This window comes from Tenacibaculum agarivorans (assembly GCF_001936575.1).
GTDB lineage: Bacteria > Bacteroidota > Bacteroidia > Flavobacteriales > Flavobacteriaceae > Polaribacter > Polaribacter agarivorans.
Genome location: NZ_MSMP01000003.1, coordinates 185,958 through 207,113 on the forward strand (window position 1 = coordinate 185,958; position 21,156 = coordinate 207,113).

The following is a 21,156-nucleotide window of genomic DNA, read 5'->3' on the forward strand; positions in this document are numbered from 1 at the left end:
GATTATGAGAATTGTATCTTTTTTAATAGTGGTATTGGTAATTACTAGTTGCAAGTTAGACAAAGAACCAATTCATACTACTACTGAAATTAGGAGTAAAGATTCATTAATTATTAATGATACTGTTATCATTCAACTTAATACGGAAGAATTACAACAAAATGTAAAAATTAACCCTATAAAATCAGATGAAGATGATAGTAACTTTATCAAAGATTATGTGGTGCATAAACAGCTGTATAAAGAAACAGATAATTATATAATTGATTTCTGTTATCCTCAGTTAGATGAAAATTACAATCCCAAATTTGAACTTTTCAATGATTTTATTGAAAATGAATTAATACAACTTTCTAGAGTAGAGCAAGATCTTTTAGAAAGTCAAGAACTATTGTGTGATACATTACATTATAAACCAATACGAGAACATAGAATAGCGGAATATAAAATTTATCAGCAAAAAGAAACCCACATAAGCATACTGTTTTATTTAGAAAATCACTATGCGCAAACCAAAGCAGCTTACTACACTTTTAAAACAGTAAATTTTGATAAGATAAAAGGAAAATTACTTCACTTCGAAGATTACTTTTTACCTGGAAGTTTATCAGAAGTTCATAACATTTTAAATTCAGAAATTAGAACACAGATAGCTGAAGGAGATTTATTTTACGAATGTTTCGAAGTAAGTTTAGATGATTTTAAAATAGCTAAAAATGACTTTGTAATCAATGATGATCATGTCATATTTTATTTTAATGATTGTATAATGTGTCCTTCATTTGTGGGAGCATACAGTATTGAAATTCCTTTAGAAAAATTAACACCAGTATTACAACAAAATTGGTCAGATCGCTTCATTTTATAATATCAAAACTGATTAATATCATAGTTTACTTTTCTTTTCATATGGAAATTTGCTTTACGTAAATCGTGTATATGAAAACAACATGTTATCACTGTGGAGATGAATGTAACGAACATCAAAAAATAGAATTTGATGATAAATCATTTTGTTGCAATGGTTGTAAAACAGTATATGAGATTTTTTCGCTAAACAATTTAACATGTTATTACGATCTGCAAGAAAGTCCGGGAGCTACACCATTAGACATTCAAGGAAAATACGATTATTTAGATGACGAAAGTATTATTGAAAAATTACTTTCGTTTAACGATGAAAATGTTCAGATTGTAGATTTATATATTCCACATATTCATTGTAGCTCATGTATTTGGGTGTTAGAAAATCTTCAGAAACTTCAAAAAGGAATCGTAACTACACAAGTCAATTTTCCTAAAAAAAGCATACGTATTACATACAAAGTTGATCAAATTAGTCTAAAGGAAATAGTAGTACTGTTGAGTTCCATAGGTTACGAACCTTATATTTCTTTAGAAGATTATGAATCAGGAAGTAAAAATGTCGATCGTAGTTTAATTTATAAGTTAGGTTTGGCTGGTTTTGCTTTTGGAAATGTAATGTTACTTTCTTTTCCAGAATACTTTGAAGTGAATGAATTTTGGTTAGAGAAGTATAAGCACACATTTCGTTGGTTAATGTTTGCTTTTTCCATTCCTGTAGTTGTGTATGCTGCACAGGATTATTTAATTTCTGCATATAAAGGTTTACGATCTAAATTATTGAATATAGATGTTCCTATAGCATTGGGGATTTTAGTGCTTTTTATTAGAAGTGCTGTAGAAGTACTCTTTGATTTAGGAAGTGGTTTTTTCGACAGCTTAACAGGTTTGATTTTCTTTTTATTATTAGGCAAATTCTTTCAGCAAAAAACATACAATTATCTATCCTTTGAACGTGATTATAAATCCTATTTTCCTATTGCTGTCACAAAAGTGAGTAAAAACGGAAATGAAGAAACGATTCAGATTTATAAGATTGAAAAAGGAGATCGCATTTTAATTCGAAATCAAGAATTAATTCCTGTAGATGGAATTCTAATCAATGGAAATGCTCAAATCGATTACAGTTTTGTTACTGGTGAAGCAAATCCGGTTCAGAAAAAATCAGGAGATAAATTATTTGCTGGAGGAAAACAATTGTCAGGAGCCATAGAAATTGAAGCAATCAATTCTGTAGAACAAAGTTATTTAACGCAATTGTGGAGTAACGCCGTTTTTGAGAAAGATAAAACCAGCAGATTTACAACCATTACCAATAAAATAAGCAAAAATTTTACTATTGCTATTCTTTCCATCGCTGCTCTAGCAAGTATGTTTTGGTTTTTTACAGATGCAACTAAAGTTTTAAATGTTTTTACAGCTGTGCTTATTATCGCTTGTCCGTGTGCAATTGCGTTAGCAGCTCCATTTACTTTAGGTAATATGTTACGAATTTTTGGTAAGCAAAAGTTCTATTTAAAAAACGCTACAGTTATAGAGCAGTTAGCAAAAGTAGATGCGTTGGTTTTCGATAAAACAGGAACCTTAACAACTAGAACAAATAGTGAAGTAAAATACACAGGTTCAGTCTTAAGTTTTAATGAAGAAAAAGCTTTAAAAGCAACATTACGGGCTTCTAATCATCCTTTAAGTAGAACAATTTATGAAACTATGACGAATATTCCTTTGGAAAAAGAAAGTCAGGTTTATGAGTATACTGGAAAAGGTTTACAAGCTACAGTGGCAGCTCTTGATGTCAAAGTTGGATCTGCTTCATTTGTAAAAAATGAAAAAGAACAATTCAGTTCTGACACTTCTGTTCATTTGAGTATTCAAAACGATTATAAAGGAAAATTCACGTTAAAAAATACCTATCGTAGACATGTAGATGAAGTATTTCAAACTTTTTCAGATTATGATCTTTCTGTTGTTTCAGGAGACAATGAAGGAGAAAAAACGTATTTGAAAAAAAGATTACCCGAAAACACGACATTATTATTTAATCAAAAACCAGAAGACAAATTAGCTTATGTTTCTCAACTTCAAAAGAAGCATAAAAATGTCGCTATGATTGGAGACGGATTAAATGATGCTGGGGCTTTAATGCAAAGTGAAGTTGGTATTGCAGTATCTGAAGATATCAACGTGTTTTCACCAGCTTGTGATGCAATTTTAGATGCAAATCAGTTTGAAAAACTACCAAAATTCATAAAAGCTACAAAACAAACCATGCGTATTATCGAATACTGTTTTGTCATTTCTCTGATATATAATAGTGTTGGATTGTATTTCGCTGTAACCGGACAATTATCACCTGTAATTGCTGCGATTTTAATGCCTTTAAGCTCAATAAGTATCGTCGTGTTTACCACGATAGCAACTACTATTTTAGGAAAAAAACTATAATATGAAATCACTAATTCAAAAATATAATATTCCAGGTCCAAGATATACGAGTTATCCCACTGTTCCATACTGGGATGCCGCTACTTTTTCAAAAGAAAAATGGCTTAAGAGTTTTAAAAAATCATTTGAAGAAAGTAATCAAACCGAAGGAATAAGTTTGTATATACATCTACCTTTTTGCGAAAGCTTATGCACATTTTGTGCTTGTCATAAACACATTACAAAACGTCATGAAGTTGAGATTCCATATATCAAAACTCTAATTAAAGAATGGGAGTTATATAGAGAAAAAATGACTCAAACTCCTATTATTAAAGAAATTCATTTAGGAGGAGGAACACCAACTTTTTTTGCTTCAGAACAATTAAAAGAATTGATCAATTCAATTTTAACAAGAAGTCAAAAACATCCTGATTTTGAATTTAGTTTTGAAGGACATCCAAACAATACAACAAAAGAACAATTAAAAGCCTTATATAATCTAGGATTTACACGTGTAAGTTTTGGTATTCAAGATTATGATACAACAGTTCAGAAAGCAATTCATAGAATTCAATCTTTCGAAAACGTAAAACAAGTCACAGAATGGGCTCGTGAAATTGGATATACATCTGTGAGTCACGATTTAATTTTCGGATTACCGTTTCAAACTAAAGAAAGTATTACTGACACAATTTTAAAGACAAAAGAATTACTTCCTGATCGAATTTCATTTTACAGTTATGCGCATGTGCCTTGGGTAAAAGGAGTTGGTCAGCGTGGTTTTAGTGAAGAACATTTACCTAAGTCAGATGAGAAAAGAACTTTATATGAATTAGGAAAAGAAATGCTAACCAATATCGGATACCATGAAATAGGAATGGATCATTTTGCATTGCCTTCTGATAGTCTATATAAAGCCACGGAATCACAAAAACTCCACAGAAATTTTATGGGTTATACATCGAACAAAACCAAACTTATGATCGGTTTAGGAATGTCGGCAATTAGTGATTCTTGGTATGGATTTGCACAAAATGTAAAAACCGTAAAAGAATATCAAGAACTAGTCAATAATGGTGAAATCCCTGTATTTAGAGGCCATATTTTAACTGAGGAAGATTTGGTGATCAGAAAACACATTCTAAATATTATGTGTCATTTTTCTACCAATTGGAAAACGAAAGAAATGTATTTTGAAGCATTACCTAAATCATTGGCATTACTTCAAGAAATAGCTTCTGATAATTTAATCAAAATTAACAGAAACTCTTTAAGTGTTACTCAAGAAGCTCGACCATTTATTCGAAATATTTGTATGGCTTTTGATGTTCGATTGCAACGTAAAAAGCCAGAGACAAAGTTGTTCTCAATGACAATATAATTTAACAAACATTCGATATTAGAATTTAAAATTATCAAAATTGTCAAATTCGATACTCCCAACAAAAATTTTGTGAAACGGCTGTAATATGATATTACTAAAAAAATGACCTATTGATAAGAATTTTTAAAAATCAAGGTAGCAGCGTTAGCTGTAAGATGAAAAGTTGTTTGAGCGTCAGCGAGTTCTTTTCATCTGTGGCTGGAGATACCGTAGTATTTTTTAAATTCTTATCATTTCAGTCTTGATTTTTGCTCCTTTGTATCAAGGCAAAGGAGAGGAAACATAAGTTATTACATATTTATAAACATTTGTTTTTCAGTGTTTAAAAAAGATGCTAATGATAGTGATTTTCTTTAGAAAATTGTACTTCGACTTCGCTATTAGTAGAGCTATCTAGAAAGGCAATTTTGATAACTAAAAGCTAGTTCTCGATACAATCCCGATTAGCATCGGGATCACTCGAACTGACATCTTTTTAGTCATTGCGAAGAAGTGTAACGAATGAAGCAATCTTTGTCTTAAAAAAACAAGATTTTTATTCTTAAATGAACAGATTACTTCATTACTTCACTATGTTTTGTTCATCGTAATGACCGTTTAAATTTGATGTCATCAAAATCCGTTTCACAAAATTTTTGTTGGGGATCTCGAACTGACATCTTTTTAGTCATGTATAACTCATATTACATAAAGAATAAAAACTTCAAACATGACCAATGTCATAGTATAAAAATCTTCTCAAAACTACTTTTGACTTATAATTAAAAAACAACAAGATGGGGGTAATTTATTTGTTGCTTACGGTAAGTGTGTTAGTAGCTATAGTCTTCTTTATTGCATTTATAATTTCAGTAAAAAAAGGGCAGTATGATGATACCTATACACCATCAATTCGAATGTTGTTTGATGACGAATTAGTAACCAAGAATACAAATAAAAAATAGATTTTAATTCAATTTAAATTATGGAAATGCAACAATTTTATTACGATAATAAAATCGTGAAAAAATTTATTTACGCTACCTTATTATGGGGAATCGTAGGTTTTTCAGTAGGGCTTCTCTTAGCTTTCATGTTTTTATTCCCAAATATAACCGATGGGATTTCATGGCTTAGTTTTGGACGTTTGAGACCGTTACATACTAATGCTGTAATTTTTGCTTTTGTTGGAAATGCAATATACGCAGGTGTATATTATTCGCTTCAGCGCTTGTTAAAAACAAGAATGGCTAGTGATCTTTTAAGTAATATAAATTTTTGGGGATGGCAGTTAATCATTGTAGCAGCTGCAATTACACTCCCTTTAGGGTATACAACATCTAAAGAATATGCCGAGTTAGAATGGCCTATTGATATTGCTATCGCTTTAGTATGGGTGGTGTTTGGAGTGAATATGATTTGGACAATCTTAAAACGTCGTCAACGTCATTTGTATGTTGCTGTTTGGTTTTACTTAGCAACCTTTGTTACTGTTGCTGTTTTACACATTTTTAATAGCTTAGAACTACCTGTAAGTGGATTAAAGAGTTATTCTGTATATGCTGGTGTTCAAGATGCTTTGGTGCAATGGTGGTACGGACATAATGCTGTGGCATTTTTCTTAACGACTCCTTTTTTAGGATTAATGTATTATTTCATTCCTAAAGCCGCAAACAGACCTGTATATTCTTATCGTTTATCGATCATTCACTTTTGGTCTTTAATCTTTATTTATATCTGGGCAGGACCACATCACTTATTATATTCAGCGTTACCTAATTGGGCTCAGAACTTAGGGGTAGTTTTTTCGATCATGTTAATTGCTCCGTCTTGGGGAGGAATGATCAACGGATTATTAACCTTAAGAGGAAACTGGGATAAAGTGCGCCAAGATCCTGTTTTAAAATTCATGGTAGTTGCAATTACAGGATATGGTATGGCAACTTTTGAAGGACCAATGTTATCGCTAAAAAATGTAAATGCAATAGCACACTTTACCGATTGGATTATTGCTCACGTTCACGTAGGAGCTTTAGCTTGGAATGGATTTATGACTTTCGGTATGATTTATTGGTTGGTCCCAAAATTATTTAAAACAAAATTATACTCTAGAACTTTAGCTAATTTCCATTTCTGGATAGGAACTTTAGGAATCATCATCTACACATTACCTATGTATGTTGCAGGTTTTGTTCAAGCTTTTATGTGGAAACAATTCAACCCAGATGGAACATTAACTTATGCAAACTTTTTAGAAACTGTTCAAGAAATTTTACCAATGTATTGGTTACGTGCTATTGGAGGTAGTTTATATATCGTAGGTGCTCTTGTAATGGTTTACATAATTGTACAAACAATCAGACAGGGTGAAAAAGTAACTGATGATTTGGCAGAAGCAGCTCCTTTAGCTAAAGTATCAAAATATAGAACAAAAGGAGAAACATGGCATACTTGGCTAGAGCGTAAACCAGTGAAATTAACCTTATATGCTACCATAGCAATTTTAATTGGTGGAGTAGTACAGATTGTACCAACGTTAATGGTTGAATCTAATATTCCATATATCGAAGCTGTAAAACCGTATACACCATTAGAGTTAGAAGGTAGAGATATTTATATCTCAAATGGTTGTGTATCGTGTCACTCACAAATGATTCGTCCATTTAGAAGCGAAGTAGAACGTTATGGAGAATACTCTAAAGCAGGAGAATTTGTGTACGATCATCCTTTCTTATGGGGAAGTAAACGTACAGGACCAGATTTACATCGCGTCGGAGGTAAATATAATGATAGTTGGCATTTTAATCATATGTACGATCCACAAAGTACTTCACCAGGTTCAATTATGCCTGCTTATCAATGGATCATTAAAAATAAGCTGGATAAATCTCAAACAGAGAAGAAAATGCGTGCTATGATCACTTTAGGAGTTCCTTATACTGAAGAAGATGTAAAGAATGCTCAAAAGAGTATGAATGAACAAGGAATGCAGATTCAACAAAACTTATATGAAGACCCTGATTTTGCGAGCAATTATGATGAAAGTAAAAAATATGCTTTAGCAAATGATATTCCTTTTATAGAAATGAAAGATAGAGAAATTGTAGCTCTTATAGCGTATTTACAACGTTTAGGAGTGGATATTAAAGTAAACGATGTAAAAGACAAGTTATCAAAAAAGTAAAGTCATGTTAAAGTTTGTAAAAAATCATTTAGAGAGTATCACAGGAATAGAAATCTATCCATTGATTTCGTTAAGTATATTTTTCACCTTTTTTCTATTACTTTTTTGGTGGGTCTTTACGGCAAAGAAATCATACATAAAAAAAGTAAGTAACATACCATTAGATAATTAAACTGAACATCATGAAAAGAATTTTTCAATCAATCATATACCTTCTGTTTGTTTTTGTAAGTTTTTGGATTTTAATCAAAGCTATTACTTCATATGAAAATCCATTTAGTTTGTACGAAAACCCATTAGTGTGGATACTTCTAATCTTTTTAATTCTAGTGATTATAGCTAAAGAATATTTTAGTTACACAGTGTATAAAATGACAGAAGAATTGCAGCTAGAAAAAAAAGGTATTGTTCCTAGTGAGGTAGAAGACGAATGGGAGTTATGGATTAAAAACGTATTCAAAAAATTTACGCGATCTAAAACCATCGAAGAGGAAGAAGAAATCATTTTAGATCATAATTATGATGGTATAAAAGAGCTAGACAATGTACTTCCGCCTTGGTGGGTATATTTATTCTATGCCACTATAGTTTTCGGAGTTATCTATTTAATTAGATTCCATATTGCAGGAGGTGATACGCAAGAAATGGAGTTCGAAAAAGCCATGACAAAAGCTAGGTATGAAATAGAACAATATAAAGCAGCAACACCTAATACTTTTGATATTGAAAATGTAGCTTTATTAACAGAAGATGATGCTATAGCCAGAGGAAAAGCAGTGTTTAACTTAAACTGTGCTTCTTGTCATGCTCCAGATGGAGGGGGAGGTATTGGTCCTAATCTTACTGATGAATATTGGATTTTAGGTGGCGGATTTGATAATGTATTCAACACCGTATACAATGGAGGTAGAGCAGGTAAAGGAATGGTACCTTGGAAAGGTGTACTAAAACCACAAGATATACAAAAGGTAGCGAGCTTTATTATTTCTTTAGAAGGAACTACTCCTGCGAAACCTAAAAAGTCACAAGGAGAAATCTGGGTTAAAGAATAATAATTAATGTTAGTTCGAAACCCTCAACAAAAATTTTGAGAAACGACTGTAATGACATGTTGCTAAAAAAAAGGACCTATTGATAAGAATTTTTAAAAATCAAGGCAGCAGGGTTGGCTGAAAGATGAAAAGCTGTTTGAGCGATAGCGAGTTCTTTTCATCTGTGGCTGTAGATGCCGTAGTATTTTTAAATTCTTATCATTCCAGTCTTGATTTTTGCTCCTTTGCATCAAGGCAAAGGAGAGGAAATATAGACTATTTTACAATTTTAGTGAATGTTTGTTTTTCAGTTTTTAACAAAAAGATGTCAATGATAGTGAATTTTATGAATGTAATAAGTAAAATTTTTATCAAGAATATTGAATAAGTTACATCTCGATACACTCTTAAACTTTATCTAATAAAGCTTAAAAGCACTCGAAGTGACAACAAATAAAAGAAAAGTTAGTAATTAGTTTTTAATAGTTGATCATGGAAACACCCAAAAACGAAAAATTTAGGGATAGTATTGGAACCATAAATGCTGATGGAAAACGTGCTTGGGTGTTTCCTAAAAAACCAAAGGGTAAACTTTATAAATACAGAAGCTATGTAAGTTATGGACTACTACTTTTCTTATTTTCAGCGCCATTTATAAAGATTAAAGGAAATCAGTTTTTACTATTTAATGTTTTAGAGCGTAAATTCAATATTTTCGGATTTCCATTTTGGCCTCAAGATTTCCACTTAGTAGTCATTTCTATGATCATAGGAGTGGTGTTTGTAACACTTTTTACCGTCGTCTTTGGTCGTGTTTTTTGTGGATGGATATGTCCTCAGACTATTTTCCTTGAAATGGTTTTCAGAAAGATAGAATATTGGATTGAAGGAGATCGAGGAAAACAAATTCGTTTGGCTAAACAACCATGGAATGCTGAAAAGATTAGAAAAAAAGTTTTGAAATGGTTTGTATTCTTCTTGATTTCATTTGGTATCGCAAATGTTTTTTTAGCATACATCATCGGAAGTGATGAGTTGTTGCTATATATAAGTAATGGGCCAGCAAATCATATATCAACGTTTATAGCTTTATTAATTTTTACAGGTGTATTTTATTTTGTTTTTACTTGGTTTAGAGAGCAGGTATGTATCATCGCCTGTCCCTATGGCCGATTACAAGGTGTTTTATTAGACAATCAATCAGTAGTAGTTGCATACGATTATAAACGGGGAGAGAAAGAAAAGGGGAGAGCTAAATTTAATAAAAGGGAAGATAGAATTGCATCTGGAAAAGGAGATTGCATCGATTGTAAGCAATGTGTACATGTTTGCCCTACTGGAATTGATATTAGAAATGGAACGCAATTAGAATGTGTGAATTGTACAGCTTGCATTGATGAATGTGATACTATAATGGAAAATATTGGGTATCCTAAAGGGTTAATTCGTTTTGCAAGTATCGAAAATATAGAAAAAAAGAGTCCATTTAAACTTACAGCCAGAATGAAAGGGTACGCTGCTGTGCTTACTATTTTATTCGGAGTATTAACTGGAATGTTATTCTTAAGAAATGATGTTGAAGCTAAAGTATTTCGATTACCAGGTCAGCTGTATGAACGAAAAGCTGAAGGAATTATCAGTAATGTGTATTCTTTTAAAATAGTCAATAAAACTACTGAAGAAATTAACGATATACATTACGAACTATTATCTCATAAAGGAAAAATAGAAACTGTTACACACCAAGATTTTAAGATACCAAAACAAGGTATGGCGGAAGGTTCTCTTTTTATTGAATTACATCAAAGTCAGTTAAAAAAAGACAGAGTTAAACTCAAAATAGGAGTGTACAGTAAAGACAAATTAATAGAAACTACCACAACAAATTTTTTAGGACCTAGAAAATTTTGGTAACACTTAAAATACAAGTAATATGAAAATAAATTGGGGTACAGGAATAGTAATATCTATCATAGCTTTTATCGGTTTTATTATGTTTATGGTAACTACAATGATTACAGATCACAAATACAATCATGATTTGGTAACCGATCGATATTATCAAAAAGAATTAAAATATCAAGATAATATCAATGCGGAACGAAATATAAAAGAAATCAAAAATGCAGTAGTAGTTGAATCAACACAAAAAGGTTTAGAAATCATATTCTCAAAAGAATTTCAAACCGAACTTATCAAAGGAAAACTATTCTTATACAGACCGTCAGATAAAACTTTAGATAGTGAATTTCCTTTAGTACTAAAAGATCATAAATTACATATCTCTGAAAACTATTTAGTTGAAGGTCGTTGGAATATTACTATTGATTTTACGTATAAAAACATTCCATATTTATATCATAAAGAACTAATTTATTAAATGTTATATACCGCTTTTATATTAGGTTTTTTAGGGAGTTTACATTGCTTAGGTATGTGTGGACCTATAGCATTTATGTTACCTTTAAATAGACAAAATCAAGTAACTCAATTTTTTCAATTGATGAGTTATCATTTAGGCCGCCTAACTACTTATACATTAATAGGAGTCTTTTTTGGTCTTTTAGGAAGGGGATTTGAATTATTTACATTTCAACAACACTTATCTATTTTTACAGGCGTTTTAATGATTAGTATTATCATTTTTCCAAAGCTATTTGCTAAACTCCCTTTTTCAAAAGCGATACATCAATTTTTAATTAAAATTAAATCAGAGTTAGGAAAGGAATTACAACAAAAAAAGAAAAATACATTTTTTCTTATTGGTTTTTTAAATGGTTTTTTACCCTGTGGGCTTTTATATATGGCCATATTAGGCGCCATAGCTACTCATAATATATTTTACGGAAGTTTATACATGTTGCTATTTGGTTTAGGTACAATTCCATTAATGAGTTCTATTGTATACTTAGGAAAGTTTACACATTTTACATTTTACAATTATTTCAGAAAAATAGTCCCTATTGCGGTAATTATTATTGGCGTATTATTTATTCTTCGAGGTTTAGCTCTAGATATTCCATACATTTCTCCTGCGAATTCTATAAGTAACTTGGCAGAACATCAAACAGTTTGCAAGTAGTTTTAACACATGATTTTAGTCATGTTTTTAATAAGTATAACTGATTCATATCATAGTTTTTACTTGAGAGTTACGGTAGTTTTACAGTATTAATTTTTAAGTCTCTCAATTATGAAAAAAATTATGGTCCCAGTAGATTTCTCATTACATTCTGAGAATGCACTAAGAACAGCTGCTTTTTTTGCTAAAGAAAACCAATCAGAAATTATTGTAGTTCATATGTTAGAATTATCGAATGCTGTAATGTCTGTTTCTCAAGCCTATTTGAATGAACAAACAGTATTTGAATTAAAACTAGCTGAAAAAAAATTCAAAGAATTTTTAGACAAATCATACCTTTCAGATATCAAAATTACTTCTATAATTCAGCATTATAAGAGCTTTAGTGATCTTCATAAGATTGCTATCGATGAAAAGATTGATTTGATTATTATGTCTTCTCAAGGAGTTTCAGGAATTAAAGAGATTTTCTTTGGTTCTAATACTGAAGTAGTGGTTAGAAATTCTACAATACCAGTATTGGTAATTAAAGGGCTTCCTATAGCTAATACATTTAAAAAAGCAGTATTTGCTTGTGATTTTTCGAATGATTTTATTGAACCTTATAAAAAAGCAAAGGAAATTTTAGATTTTTTCCAATGTGATCTGCAATTATTGTACGTAAATACACCTGGAGCAAAGTTTAAAACAACTAAGGAAAAACAAGAACGAATAGAGAGATTTTTAGCACAAATAGATACTAATGATGGTAATTTACCAAATACTGTAGAGGTATCTGATTATAGAATTGAAGATGGTATATTAGAATATGCCCAATCAAATGAAAGTGATTTGATAGTGATGCCAACTCACGGAAAACATGGTATTGAACATTTTTTTGAAGGTAGTATTGCTGAAGACGTAGCAAACCACTCTAAACTTCCTGTACTTACAGTTAGAATATAAAAAGAGATGTCTAAAAAGTAATTGTAAGATGTTATTCTGATTTTTTTAGTGTTGAAGGAATCTTAATTATTAAGAAATTAATTTTAAAGATTCCTTCATTTCTTTTGTCTTAAACACCAATCTAAAACGACTCTGAATGATAATTTTTAGACAGTTTTTTTCTGCTAACAATTTTTTTTAAATGTTTTAAGATATAAAGAATTGTATCAAATCTGTAGTAGTTAAAATTCCTACTAAAACTTTAGCTTCAACTACAGGTAGTGCATGAAATTCTTTAGTACTTAAAATTTTTGCAGCATCTCTAATTGAGGTTTTAGAATCTACAACCACTACATTTTTTGTCATTAACTCTTTGACTGTAAGTGTACTTTCTAATTTAATATCCGCATTAATAAAATCCCTGAAATTTTCATCATACTGATCCTCCAATACATCAATTTTACTTAAAATTCCCACAATATTTTGTCCACTAATTACAGGTAAATGTCGGATTTTATGGAGTTCAAATAAATTTTTAATAGATGATACTCTATCCGTAGGTTTAACAGTAACTAAGTTAGTACTCATAATTGATGATACGAATTCATTTCCCTTCATTTTAATGCTATTTGAATACTTTCAAATTTCTAAAACTTATGATTTTTTCACTATGACTTTTGTCATGTTTAATTGCACAAAAAAGTGCTGTTTTACTGATAAGTATCATAGTAAAACAGCTGTATTAACCCTAGTTTTATCCTATAAAATTTCAATAGTGATGAGAAACATATTAATACCTACAGATTTTTCTAAAAATGCACATGAAGCTTTATTTTATACTATAAAACTATTTAAAAATGAACCTTGTACATTTCATATTCTACATACGTTTGAAGTAAATACTCCAATTTTTACAAGTAGGCTGAATACTGTAAAAGGAAAGTTGTTGTACAATGAAAAACTAACTGCTGCTCAAAACCAAATGAATGAGATTTTAGTTAGTGTATCAATTATTTCTGAGGAGGAGGCACATTCGTTTGAGACATTGATTTTTTCTAAACCTTTAATAGAAACTATTCATAAAACAATTCAAAATAAGAAAATAGACCTTGTAGTTATGGGAACTAAAGGAACTTCAGGATTAAAGGAAAAGCTTTTTGGAAGCAATACTGTAAAAGTGCTTAAATCAATTCAAAATACTCCTTTATTAATCGTACCATTAGCCATTGATAAATTTACATTAGACCGAATTGCTTTTGCCACCGATTTTAAAAATGGATATACAAAACGATCACTAGCTACTTTAAAAGAATTCTGTGAATTACATGATGGAGAAGTTGAAACTATTCATGTTGACAATTTAGAACCCTACACTATAACAGAACGTAATAATATTCAAGTACTTGAAAAAGGATTACAAAATACAGAATACAATGTTAGCTTTATTAGCAAAACTAAATCTACTGAAAAACATATCCTAGAATATATTGATGAAGTACAAGATTTTGATTTGTTAGCCATGATAAAGTATCAACATGATGATTTCTATAACTGGATGAATGAACCTGTAATCAATAAACTTGGGTATCATACTAAAATTCCTTTTCTAGTAATACCTGAATAGAAGAACAAATTTCACATAAAAAACAATAAATAAATTAATATATCATGAAAAAAAGAGAACCTGTATCAAAAATAATGAGTGAAAACTTAGTTACATTAAATTCAAAAGACGATTTAACTACTGCGGAAGAACTTTTTAAAACACATCAAATTCGACACATCCCAATTGTACAAGGACAAGAAATTATAGGTATGCTAAGTCATACAGATTTATTAAGAGTGAGTTATGCAGAAACTATCCAAGAATATGAAACCGAATTTGATATTGTATTGAATAGTATTTTTACAATAGAGCAAGTAATGACACAAAATGTAGTTACAGTACAAGCAAACAGTACAATCAGAGAAGTAGCTGAAATTTTAGCTGAAAGAGAATTCCATGCCTTACCTGTTGTAGAGAATAATGATCTAGTTGGTATAGTTACAACTACTGATTTAATTACATATTTGTTAGAGCAATATTAATTTTGTAATCGTTTTTTAAGTTAGTTTTCATGCTATAAATCATGGTGAAGTTTGCAACTGATTTTTAGACTTATAAAATTATGTTAAATGAATTCATAACTATTTTAAAAAACATTTTGTTTATATATTTTTATTATAACTTAAACAAAACAGGTTATTATGGATATTATAAACGAAGCATTAGCATTTGAGCAAGCAAAAATGAAAAACATGTCCACTAGTGACAGGGTGGTAGCATCTAGAGAAGCTAAGAGATTAGTATTGGCTATAAATGAAATCTACAAAAAAACTAAAGATTCTAAATTAATGGATATCATGAAAAGAATCACAGTTAAAAAAAGAAAAATAGAATCAAGATTAAAAGGGAAACCTTTAACAATTTAGCATTACGCTAGTTAATTTAGTTGTATTCTAAGTAGATCGGATGATCTACTTTTAAAACTAAAAATTACAATTAGTTACTACACATTAAAACTTCTGATTTTCAGAAGTTTTTTTATTTAGTATATGAAAAAAAGGCCTAGTTAATAAACTAGACCTTCAGAGAGAAATATAGAAAAGAATAACAATGAAAAAAGTTATATTTTCATTTAAAAAGTATGTTGAACCACATACATATAAATAGGCATTCCGAAAGTAATATTAAAAGGAAACGTTATTGCCAAGGCCATAGGGAGGTACAAACCTGGGTTAGCTTTCGGTGCAGCTATTCGCATTGCAGCTGGAACAGCTATATAAGAAGCACTAGCAGCAAGAATAGCTATCAAAAATCTATTTCCTAATTCTTCTAACCATATTCCTGAAACGTAAGCAACTAATAGTCCATTTAAACACGGTATGACAATAGAAAATAAAAAGGCAAACTTTCCTTTTTTTAATAAAGGCTTTATTTTTCTTCCACTAGTAATTCCCATATCTAATAAAAACACTGCTAAAAAGCCTTTAAAAATATCAGTTGTAAAAGGTTTTATACCAGCAGCTTGTACATCACTAGTGAAATATCCAATGAAAAGACTACCTATGATTAGTAAAACACTACCATTAGTTACAGCATGTTTTACTAATCCAACTAACTCTTTAGTAGATTTTTTGCCATTTGAAAATATTTGCATTAATAATACCCCTATGATTATTGATGGTGCTTCCATAAGAGCCATAACAGCTACCATATGTCCACCATAGTTTATATTTTCCATCTCTAAAAAGCTGACGGAGGTAATAAAAGTTACAGCACTAACAGACCCATAGGCTGCTGCTATTGCACCTGCGTTTTCTGTAGAGAATTTTTTCCTAAGAATAAAAAATGTATAAAAAGGCACAAAAATAGCCAATAGAAACCCCATAAAAATACCTCCATAAATCTCAGAAGTAAAAGTACTATGTGCTAATTCTTGCCCCCCTTTAAATCCAATAGACAGCAACAAATACAAGGAAATAAACTTAGATGAATTTTTAGGTATTTCTAAATCACTTTTTACTTGAGATGCTAAAATTCCTAAAAAGAAAAATAAAAGTGCTGGATTTGTTAAATTATCTATTAATAAGTGAATATCCATTTGATAAATTTATTGATCAGTGTATTCTACAGTTATAGTTCCGTTGAGCTTTAACTTTTTATTATTTTCTAAAGCGTATTGAATCATTTTTGATAAATTATTTTTTTCTGCTTCTAATTCTTTAATCCTGCTACTATCAAAAATGGTTTCATCATTATGGTTTCCTTCTAAAACAATTAATCGGTGTAGTTTATGATAATTCATTTTTGTATTAATAAGGTTTTTAATCACTTCAGCTGCTTGTGATGGAGTAAAGCTTCCTTCAACTAGCTTCAAGTTCTGAGTTAACTTTTGTGTTTTTGTAGCTTCCATAAATTTTAATTTTAGATACTATATTTTTAATCGATGGGGTAAAATTCATACTTTTATTTCATTTATTATTATATATATATTATTTAATAATCATAAACATATTTTATAAAAAGTAGTTGACACTAGAAAAATGGCGGTTTAATAAATAAAATCTTAATAATAAGATTTTATTTATGCATGAAATTTTAATCATAAATAATAATAAATGATTAAATTTGAGATGTCAATCAGGTTAGATTATGAATTATACATTACATCAATTACGTGTTTTTATAGAAATAGTTGAAAAAAAGAGTATTACCAGAGCTTCTGAGGCACTCCATTTAACGCAGCCTGCGGTGTCTATACAATTAAAAAATTTTCAAGATCAATTTCCAATACCGTTGACAGAAGTAGTAGGGAAGAAGTTGTATGTAACAGATTTTGGCCTAGAAATAGCTGAAACTGCCAAGAGAATTTTAATAGAAGTAGATACTATAAATCATAAAACACATGCATTCCAAGGTAAATTAGCAGGAGTCTTAAAACTATCTATAGTATCCACAGGGAAATATGTAATGCCTTATTATCTAGCTCAATTTCTAGATGAACATCCTGCGATTGACTTTTCAATGGATGTTACTAATAAACAAAAAGTAATTAGTCATTTAGAGAATAATGAAGTAGATTTTGCTTTAGTTTCTGTATTGCCAACACATATCGACTTAAAAGCGATTCCTTTACTTAAAAATAGTTTATACCTAGTAGGAGGAAAAGAAAGAGTTGAGCAGCGAAAGGGGAAAAAATCATTAATTTTTACTGACGAGCCTTTGCTATTTAGAGAAAAGGGATCTGCCACAAGAAATGCTATGGAAAACTTTATGGATAAGAAGAAATATCCTACTTCAAAAAAAATAGAGCTAACTTCTAATGAAGCATTAAAACAAGCTGTAATTGCAGGTATGGGATATTCAATAATGCCTTTAATTGGAATTAAAAATGCATTAAAACATCAAGAAATTTCAATTATACCTTATCCTGGCTTGCCTATAGAAACAGAATGGAATATTATATGGAGAAAAGATAAGAAGCTAACACCTGTGGCCAAAGCTTTTATAGATTATATTGCTTTAAACAAAAAAGCAATTCAAGAAAAATATTTCTCATGGATTGATAAATTTTAATCAAAAATAAGGTATTGATTTTTTCAATACCTTATTCTCAAATCAATAGCTAATTAAATGTTGTATTAATTCTAATAAAAACTCTAATCACACAAAGCTTTACAATCATCTATAAGAAAATCATTGCCATGTAATTTAGCAGTTTGTATACATTTTCTTCTATAATATCCACAGCCTCTTAAGCCTCCATTTATTCTTTTCAAAGAAGATTTTTCTAATTCATACCTTTTAAGCATTTCTAGTGTACTCATAATTAATAGTATTTTGGTTAAAAAATTATTTATCCAAATATGATAAAAACAAGAAGTTAATTCGTGTAAATACAACTTAAAGATGTTCGTCTGGATACAAACGGACTTAGTTTTTTAAAACAAATATTTTGATTCGGTTTTTTTCAACAAAACCTATCAAAACACCAGTTAAATCCTATTACATATGTTAAAAAATTACTAAAAAAAAGGATTACTTATCAGTTATATACAATAGTGGTATATTTAGTTTTTTATTAAAGTTAACTATAAATAGTGCTATTTATAGTATTTTCTGTCATCCTCGAATCAACAAATGAGTCATACATCAAAAACTAGATCATCCTTTTTTAGTCATATTCCACATGCAATTACCATGTTATTTGGTATTATCATTTTTGTTTCGCTGTTAACTTATATATTACCTGCTGGAATGTATGAACGCGTATTAGTGAATGGGAGAAAGACAGTTATTCCAAATTCTTATCGAACCATTATATCAACTCCTATTGGAATATTAGACATGTTTAAAGCTATTCCTTTAGGTTTTAAAGCTGCTGTAGAAATCATTTTTATTGTACTGGCAGGAGGAATTATGTTCGGCTTTATGGATAAAACTAAAGCTGTTGAAAATGCTGTAGGTACACTCGTTAAAAAATTAGGGTTAAGAAATAAATATCTCATCATTGTTATTATGACTTTCATCTATGGGATTCTTGGTATTGCTGTAGGATATGAAAATAATATAGCTATGGTACCAATAGCTGCAGTATTAAGCCTTGCTTTAGGAGGCGATTTAATTTTAGCCACAGGTATATCTGTTGGAGCAATGACCGTTGGTTTTGGACTATCACCAATCAATCCTTATACGGTAGGTACTGGACATAAACTGGCAGAATTGCCAATGTTTTCAGGTGCTTTACTCCGTAGTTTACTTTGCTTTGCAGCTTTATCTATTATGGCATTCTATAATGTGCGTTACTTTAAGAAAATTACTTTAGATCCCACCAAGAGTCTGGGAAAAGATCTTGACGTTAGTGAATTATCGTTATCCCAACCTATAGAAACATATCGCTTAACAATCAGAAATTGGATAGTCATTTCTATTTTTTTCCTAGGACTTGCGATAATTTTATATGGTGTTTTTAATCTAAATTGGTACATCAATGAGTTGTCAGCCATATTTTTAATGATTGCATTACTTTCTGGTTTAGTGTCCAATATGAGTGCCACTAAAATGAGTGAAACAGTATTAAAATCAGTAAGTTTAGCAGCACCAGGTGCATTTATGGTTGGTTTTGCTACTTCTATTAAAGTATTAATGGAAATGGGAAATATTGGAGATACTATTTCACATCAACTGTCAACCATATTACAAGGTTTACCATTACATGCATCAGCTATTTGTATGTCAATTTCACAATCTGTAATTAACTTTTTTATACCATCTGGAAGCGGACAAGCCTTAGCCACACTACCTGTAATGCTTCCTTTAGGGGAATCACTTGGTTTAACAAGGCAAATTACTATTCTGGCCTTTCAAATAGGTGATGGTGTTTCAAACCTTATTAATCCTACTTTAGGAGGATTAATAGCAATGTTAAGTATGTGTCGTGTACCTATAGATAGATGGTTAAGATTCATATTCCCAGTTTTATTAAGTATTGTAGCTATATCTTTTTTAACATTGATTATAGCAGTAACTATAAATTACAATTAAAATGACCGTAGAAAATATTCTTGAAAAACTTGTCGCATTCCCAGTGTTAGGTGGTGAAAGTAACTTAACTATCATCCATTGGATAAAAGAATATATTGAATCGTATGGAATACAAACAAATTTGGTTCCTAATGCAGAAGGAAACAAAGCTTCTTTACATTGTAGAATCGGACCAGAAATTGATGGTGGTGTAATTCTTTCAGGTCATACAGATGTGGTACCTGTTGCTGGACAAAAATGGGATACAGATCCTTTTATATTGACCGATAAAAACGACGGAAAATTATATGGAAGAGGTTCTTGTGATATGAAAGGTTTTGTAGCGTGTTGTTTAGCTGTATTACCTGAAATGATAAAAGCTGACTTAAAAAAGCCTATTTATTTTGCGTTTTCTTATGATGAAGAAATAGGTTGTTTAGCAGGAACTGAATTAGCGCAAACTATCAAAAGCTTTTATACAGAAACACCAAAATATGCCATAATTGGGGAGCCTTCTTTAATGGAACCTATTGTTGGACAAAAAGGAATCCACATTTTAGAAACTTATGTAAATGGTTCTGAAGGACATAGTAGTCGAATAAAACAAGAGGTTAGTGCTATTCATGAATCTATGCGTTTGATTCTTTGGTTGGAAAATAAAATGAATCAATTAATTGCTGATAAGCAATTTGATGATCGTTTTCATCCACCACATTCTACTATACACATTGGGCAAGTAAGTGGCGGAATTGCTCCTAATATCATTGCAGACAAAGCCCATTTTTATTGGGATTTACGTACTATACCTATGGACGATGTAACGGCTATAGTTGCTGAGTTTGAAAACTATTGTAGTGAACGAGAGGATCAATTAAGAAAAACATTCCCAGGTTTTAGTATTAAGTCCATTGAAAATCATCCAGCTGTTCCACATTTAGATACTAAAGATAATGCAGATGTGGTTGACTTTATCAAAAGAATTTGTGGTAAATCAAAATTAAATACAGTTGCTTATGCTTCGGAAGCTGGTCAGTTCGCTAATGAAGGTTTTCAATCTGTTATCTGCGGACCAGGATCTATTGCTCAAGCACATAGAGCTAATGAATTTATTACTAAAGAACAATTAGAAAAGGGAAAACAAATGATTCAGAAACTCATTCAAGAATTATCTTCTGATAATTTCATGTAGCTAATGAAAGTTTATAATTAAAAAGC

The 21,156-nt window shown here is 30.4% G+C and carries 21 protein-coding genes; 17 read left to right on the plus strand and 4 right to left on the minus strand.

Annotation, left to right across the window (positions count from 1 at the left end):
• Nucleotides 1-4 precede the first annotated feature (4 nt).
• The 11 genes from BVC87_RS03595 to BVC87_RS03645 all read left to right on the plus strand — a co-directional run bounded on the left by BVC87_RS03595 (nt 5) and on the right by BVC87_RS03645 (nt 12,896).
• Nucleotides 5-868, plus strand: a complete 864-nt coding sequence (locus BVC87_RS03595; RefSeq protein WP_075340977.1) for an RsiV family protein — start codon at nt 5-7, stop codon at nt 866-868.
• 71 nt (nt 869-939) lie between these two features.
• Complete coding sequence (locus BVC87_RS03600; protein ID WP_075340978.1) at nt 940-3,309, plus strand: heavy metal translocating P-type ATPase; 2,370 nt, start codon at nt 940-942, stop codon at nt 3,307-3,309.
• Nucleotide 3,310: 1 nt separating this feature from the next.
• Nucleotides 3,311-4,672 carry an oxygen-independent coproporphyrinogen III oxidase gene (gene hemN / locus BVC87_RS03605; protein ID WP_075340979.1) on the plus strand — a complete coding sequence of 454 codons (1,362 nt, stop codon included), beginning with the start codon at nt 3,311-3,313 and terminating at the stop codon, nt 4,670-4,672.
• A 779-nt stretch (nt 4,673-5,451) separates the two neighbouring features.
• Entirely contained in the window at nt 5,452-5,619 is a 168-nt protein-coding gene (gene ccoS / locus BVC87_RS03610; protein ID WP_075340980.1) for a cbb3-type cytochrome oxidase assembly protein CcoS, read from the plus strand.
• Between the two features lie 20 nt (nt 5,620-5,639).
• Nucleotides 5,640-7,838: a cytochrome-c oxidase, cbb3-type subunit I gene (ccoN, locus tag BVC87_RS03615; protein ID WP_075340981.1), complete on the plus strand. Its 2,199-nt coding sequence runs from the start codon at nt 5,640-5,642 to the stop codon at nt 7,836-7,838.
• Between the two features lie 4 nt (nt 7,839-7,842).
• Complete coding sequence (locus BVC87_RS23755; RefSeq protein WP_075340982.1) at nt 7,843-8,010, plus strand: cytochrome C oxidase subunit IV; 168 nt, start codon at nt 7,843-7,845, stop codon at nt 8,008-8,010.
• A 10-nt stretch (nt 8,011-8,020) separates the two neighbouring features.
• Nucleotides 8,021-8,890, plus strand: a complete 870-nt coding sequence (locus tag BVC87_RS03625; RefSeq protein WP_075340983.1) for a cbb3-type cytochrome c oxidase N-terminal domain-containing protein — start codon at nt 8,021-8,023, stop codon at nt 8,888-8,890.
• 471 nt (nt 8,891-9,361) lie between these two features.
• Complete coding sequence (gene ccoG, locus BVC87_RS03630) at nt 9,362-10,783, plus strand: cytochrome c oxidase accessory protein CcoG (protein WP_075340984.1); 1,422 nt, start codon at nt 9,362-9,364, stop codon at nt 10,781-10,783.
• Between the two features lie 19 nt (nt 10,784-10,802).
• On the plus strand, nt 10,803-11,249 hold the full coding sequence (locus tag BVC87_RS03635) for a FixH family protein (RefSeq protein WP_075340985.1): 447 nt from the start codon (nt 10,803-10,805) through the stop codon (nt 11,247-11,249).
• Nucleotides 11,250-11,951: a sulfite exporter TauE/SafE family protein gene (locus BVC87_RS03640; RefSeq protein ID WP_075340986.1), complete on the plus strand. Its 702-nt coding sequence runs from the start codon at nt 11,250-11,252 to the stop codon at nt 11,949-11,951.
• 111 nt (nt 11,952-12,062) lie between these two features.
• Nucleotides 12,063-12,896 (plus strand): universal stress protein, encoded by an 834-nt coding sequence (locus BVC87_RS03645; protein ID WP_075340987.1) that lies wholly within the window; start codon nt 12,063-12,065, stop codon nt 12,894-12,896.
• Between the two features lie 186 nt (nt 12,897-13,082).
• Here the strand turns inward: BVC87_RS03645 and BVC87_RS03650 are convergent, their stop codons facing one another.
• Entirely contained in the window at nt 13,083-13,493 is a 411-nt protein-coding gene (locus BVC87_RS03650; RefSeq protein WP_075340988.1) for a CBS domain-containing protein, read from the minus strand.
• A gap of 160 nt (nt 13,494-13,653) precedes the next feature.
• Between BVC87_RS03650 and BVC87_RS03655 the strand changes: the two genes are divergently transcribed.
• The 3 genes from BVC87_RS03655 to BVC87_RS03665 all read left to right on the plus strand — a co-directional run bounded on the left by BVC87_RS03655 (nt 13,654) and on the right by BVC87_RS03665 (nt 15,347).
• On the plus strand, nt 13,654-14,499 hold the full coding sequence (locus tag BVC87_RS03655) for a universal stress protein (protein WP_075340989.1): 846 nt from the start codon (nt 13,654-13,656) through the stop codon (nt 14,497-14,499).
• A gap of 44 nt (nt 14,500-14,543) precedes the next feature.
• A complete protein-coding gene (locus BVC87_RS03660; protein ID WP_075340990.1) occupies nt 14,544-14,963 on the plus strand; it encodes a CBS domain-containing protein in 420 nt (139 codons plus the stop codon).
• A 159-nt stretch (nt 14,964-15,122) separates the two neighbouring features.
• Entirely contained in the window at nt 15,123-15,347 is a 225-nt protein-coding gene (locus BVC87_RS03665; RefSeq protein ID WP_075340991.1) for a hypothetical protein, read from the plus strand.
• Nucleotides 15,348-15,553: 206 nt separating this feature from the next.
• Here BVC87_RS03665 and BVC87_RS03670 read toward each other — a convergent pair whose 3' ends face one another.
• Nucleotides 15,554-16,519, minus strand: coding sequence for a sodium-dependent bicarbonate transport family permease (locus BVC87_RS03670; protein ID WP_075340992.1), 966 nt, complete (start codon nt 16,517-16,519; stop codon nt 15,554-15,556).
• A 9-nt stretch (nt 16,520-16,528) separates the two neighbouring features.
• Complete coding sequence (locus BVC87_RS03675; RefSeq protein ID WP_075340993.1) at nt 16,529-16,831, minus strand: hypothetical protein; 303 nt, start codon at nt 16,829-16,831, stop codon at nt 16,529-16,531.
• A gap of 239 nt (nt 16,832-17,070) precedes the next feature.
• On the opposite strand from BVC87_RS03675, the gene BVC87_RS03680 reads away from it, so the two are divergent.
• On the plus strand, nt 17,071-17,994 hold the full coding sequence (locus tag BVC87_RS03680) for a LysR family transcriptional regulator (protein ID WP_075340994.1): 924 nt from the start codon (nt 17,071-17,073) through the stop codon (nt 17,992-17,994).
• 83 nt (nt 17,995-18,077) lie between these two features.
• On the opposite strand, the gene BVC87_RS23325 is transcribed toward BVC87_RS03680, so the two are convergent.
• Entirely contained in the window at nt 18,078-18,245 is a 168-nt protein-coding gene (locus BVC87_RS23325; protein WP_159439311.1) for a hypothetical protein, read from the minus strand.
• Between the two features lie 313 nt (nt 18,246-18,558).
• On the opposite strand from BVC87_RS23325, the gene BVC87_RS03690 reads away from it, so the two are divergent.
• Both BVC87_RS03690 and argE read left to right on the plus strand, forming a co-directional pair.
• The gene (locus BVC87_RS03690; RefSeq protein ID WP_075340996.1) at nt 18,559-19,962 is read left to right on the plus strand and encodes a YfcC family protein; all 1,404 of its coding nucleotides are present in this window, start codon (nt 18,559-18,561) and stop codon (nt 19,960-19,962) included.
• A 1-nt stretch (nt 19,963) separates the two neighbouring features.
• Nucleotides 19,964-21,130, plus strand: a complete 1,167-nt coding sequence (argE, locus tag BVC87_RS03695) for an acetylornithine deacetylase (protein WP_075340997.1) — start codon at nt 19,964-19,966, stop codon at nt 21,128-21,130.
• Nucleotides 21,131-21,156 lie beyond the last annotated feature (26 nt).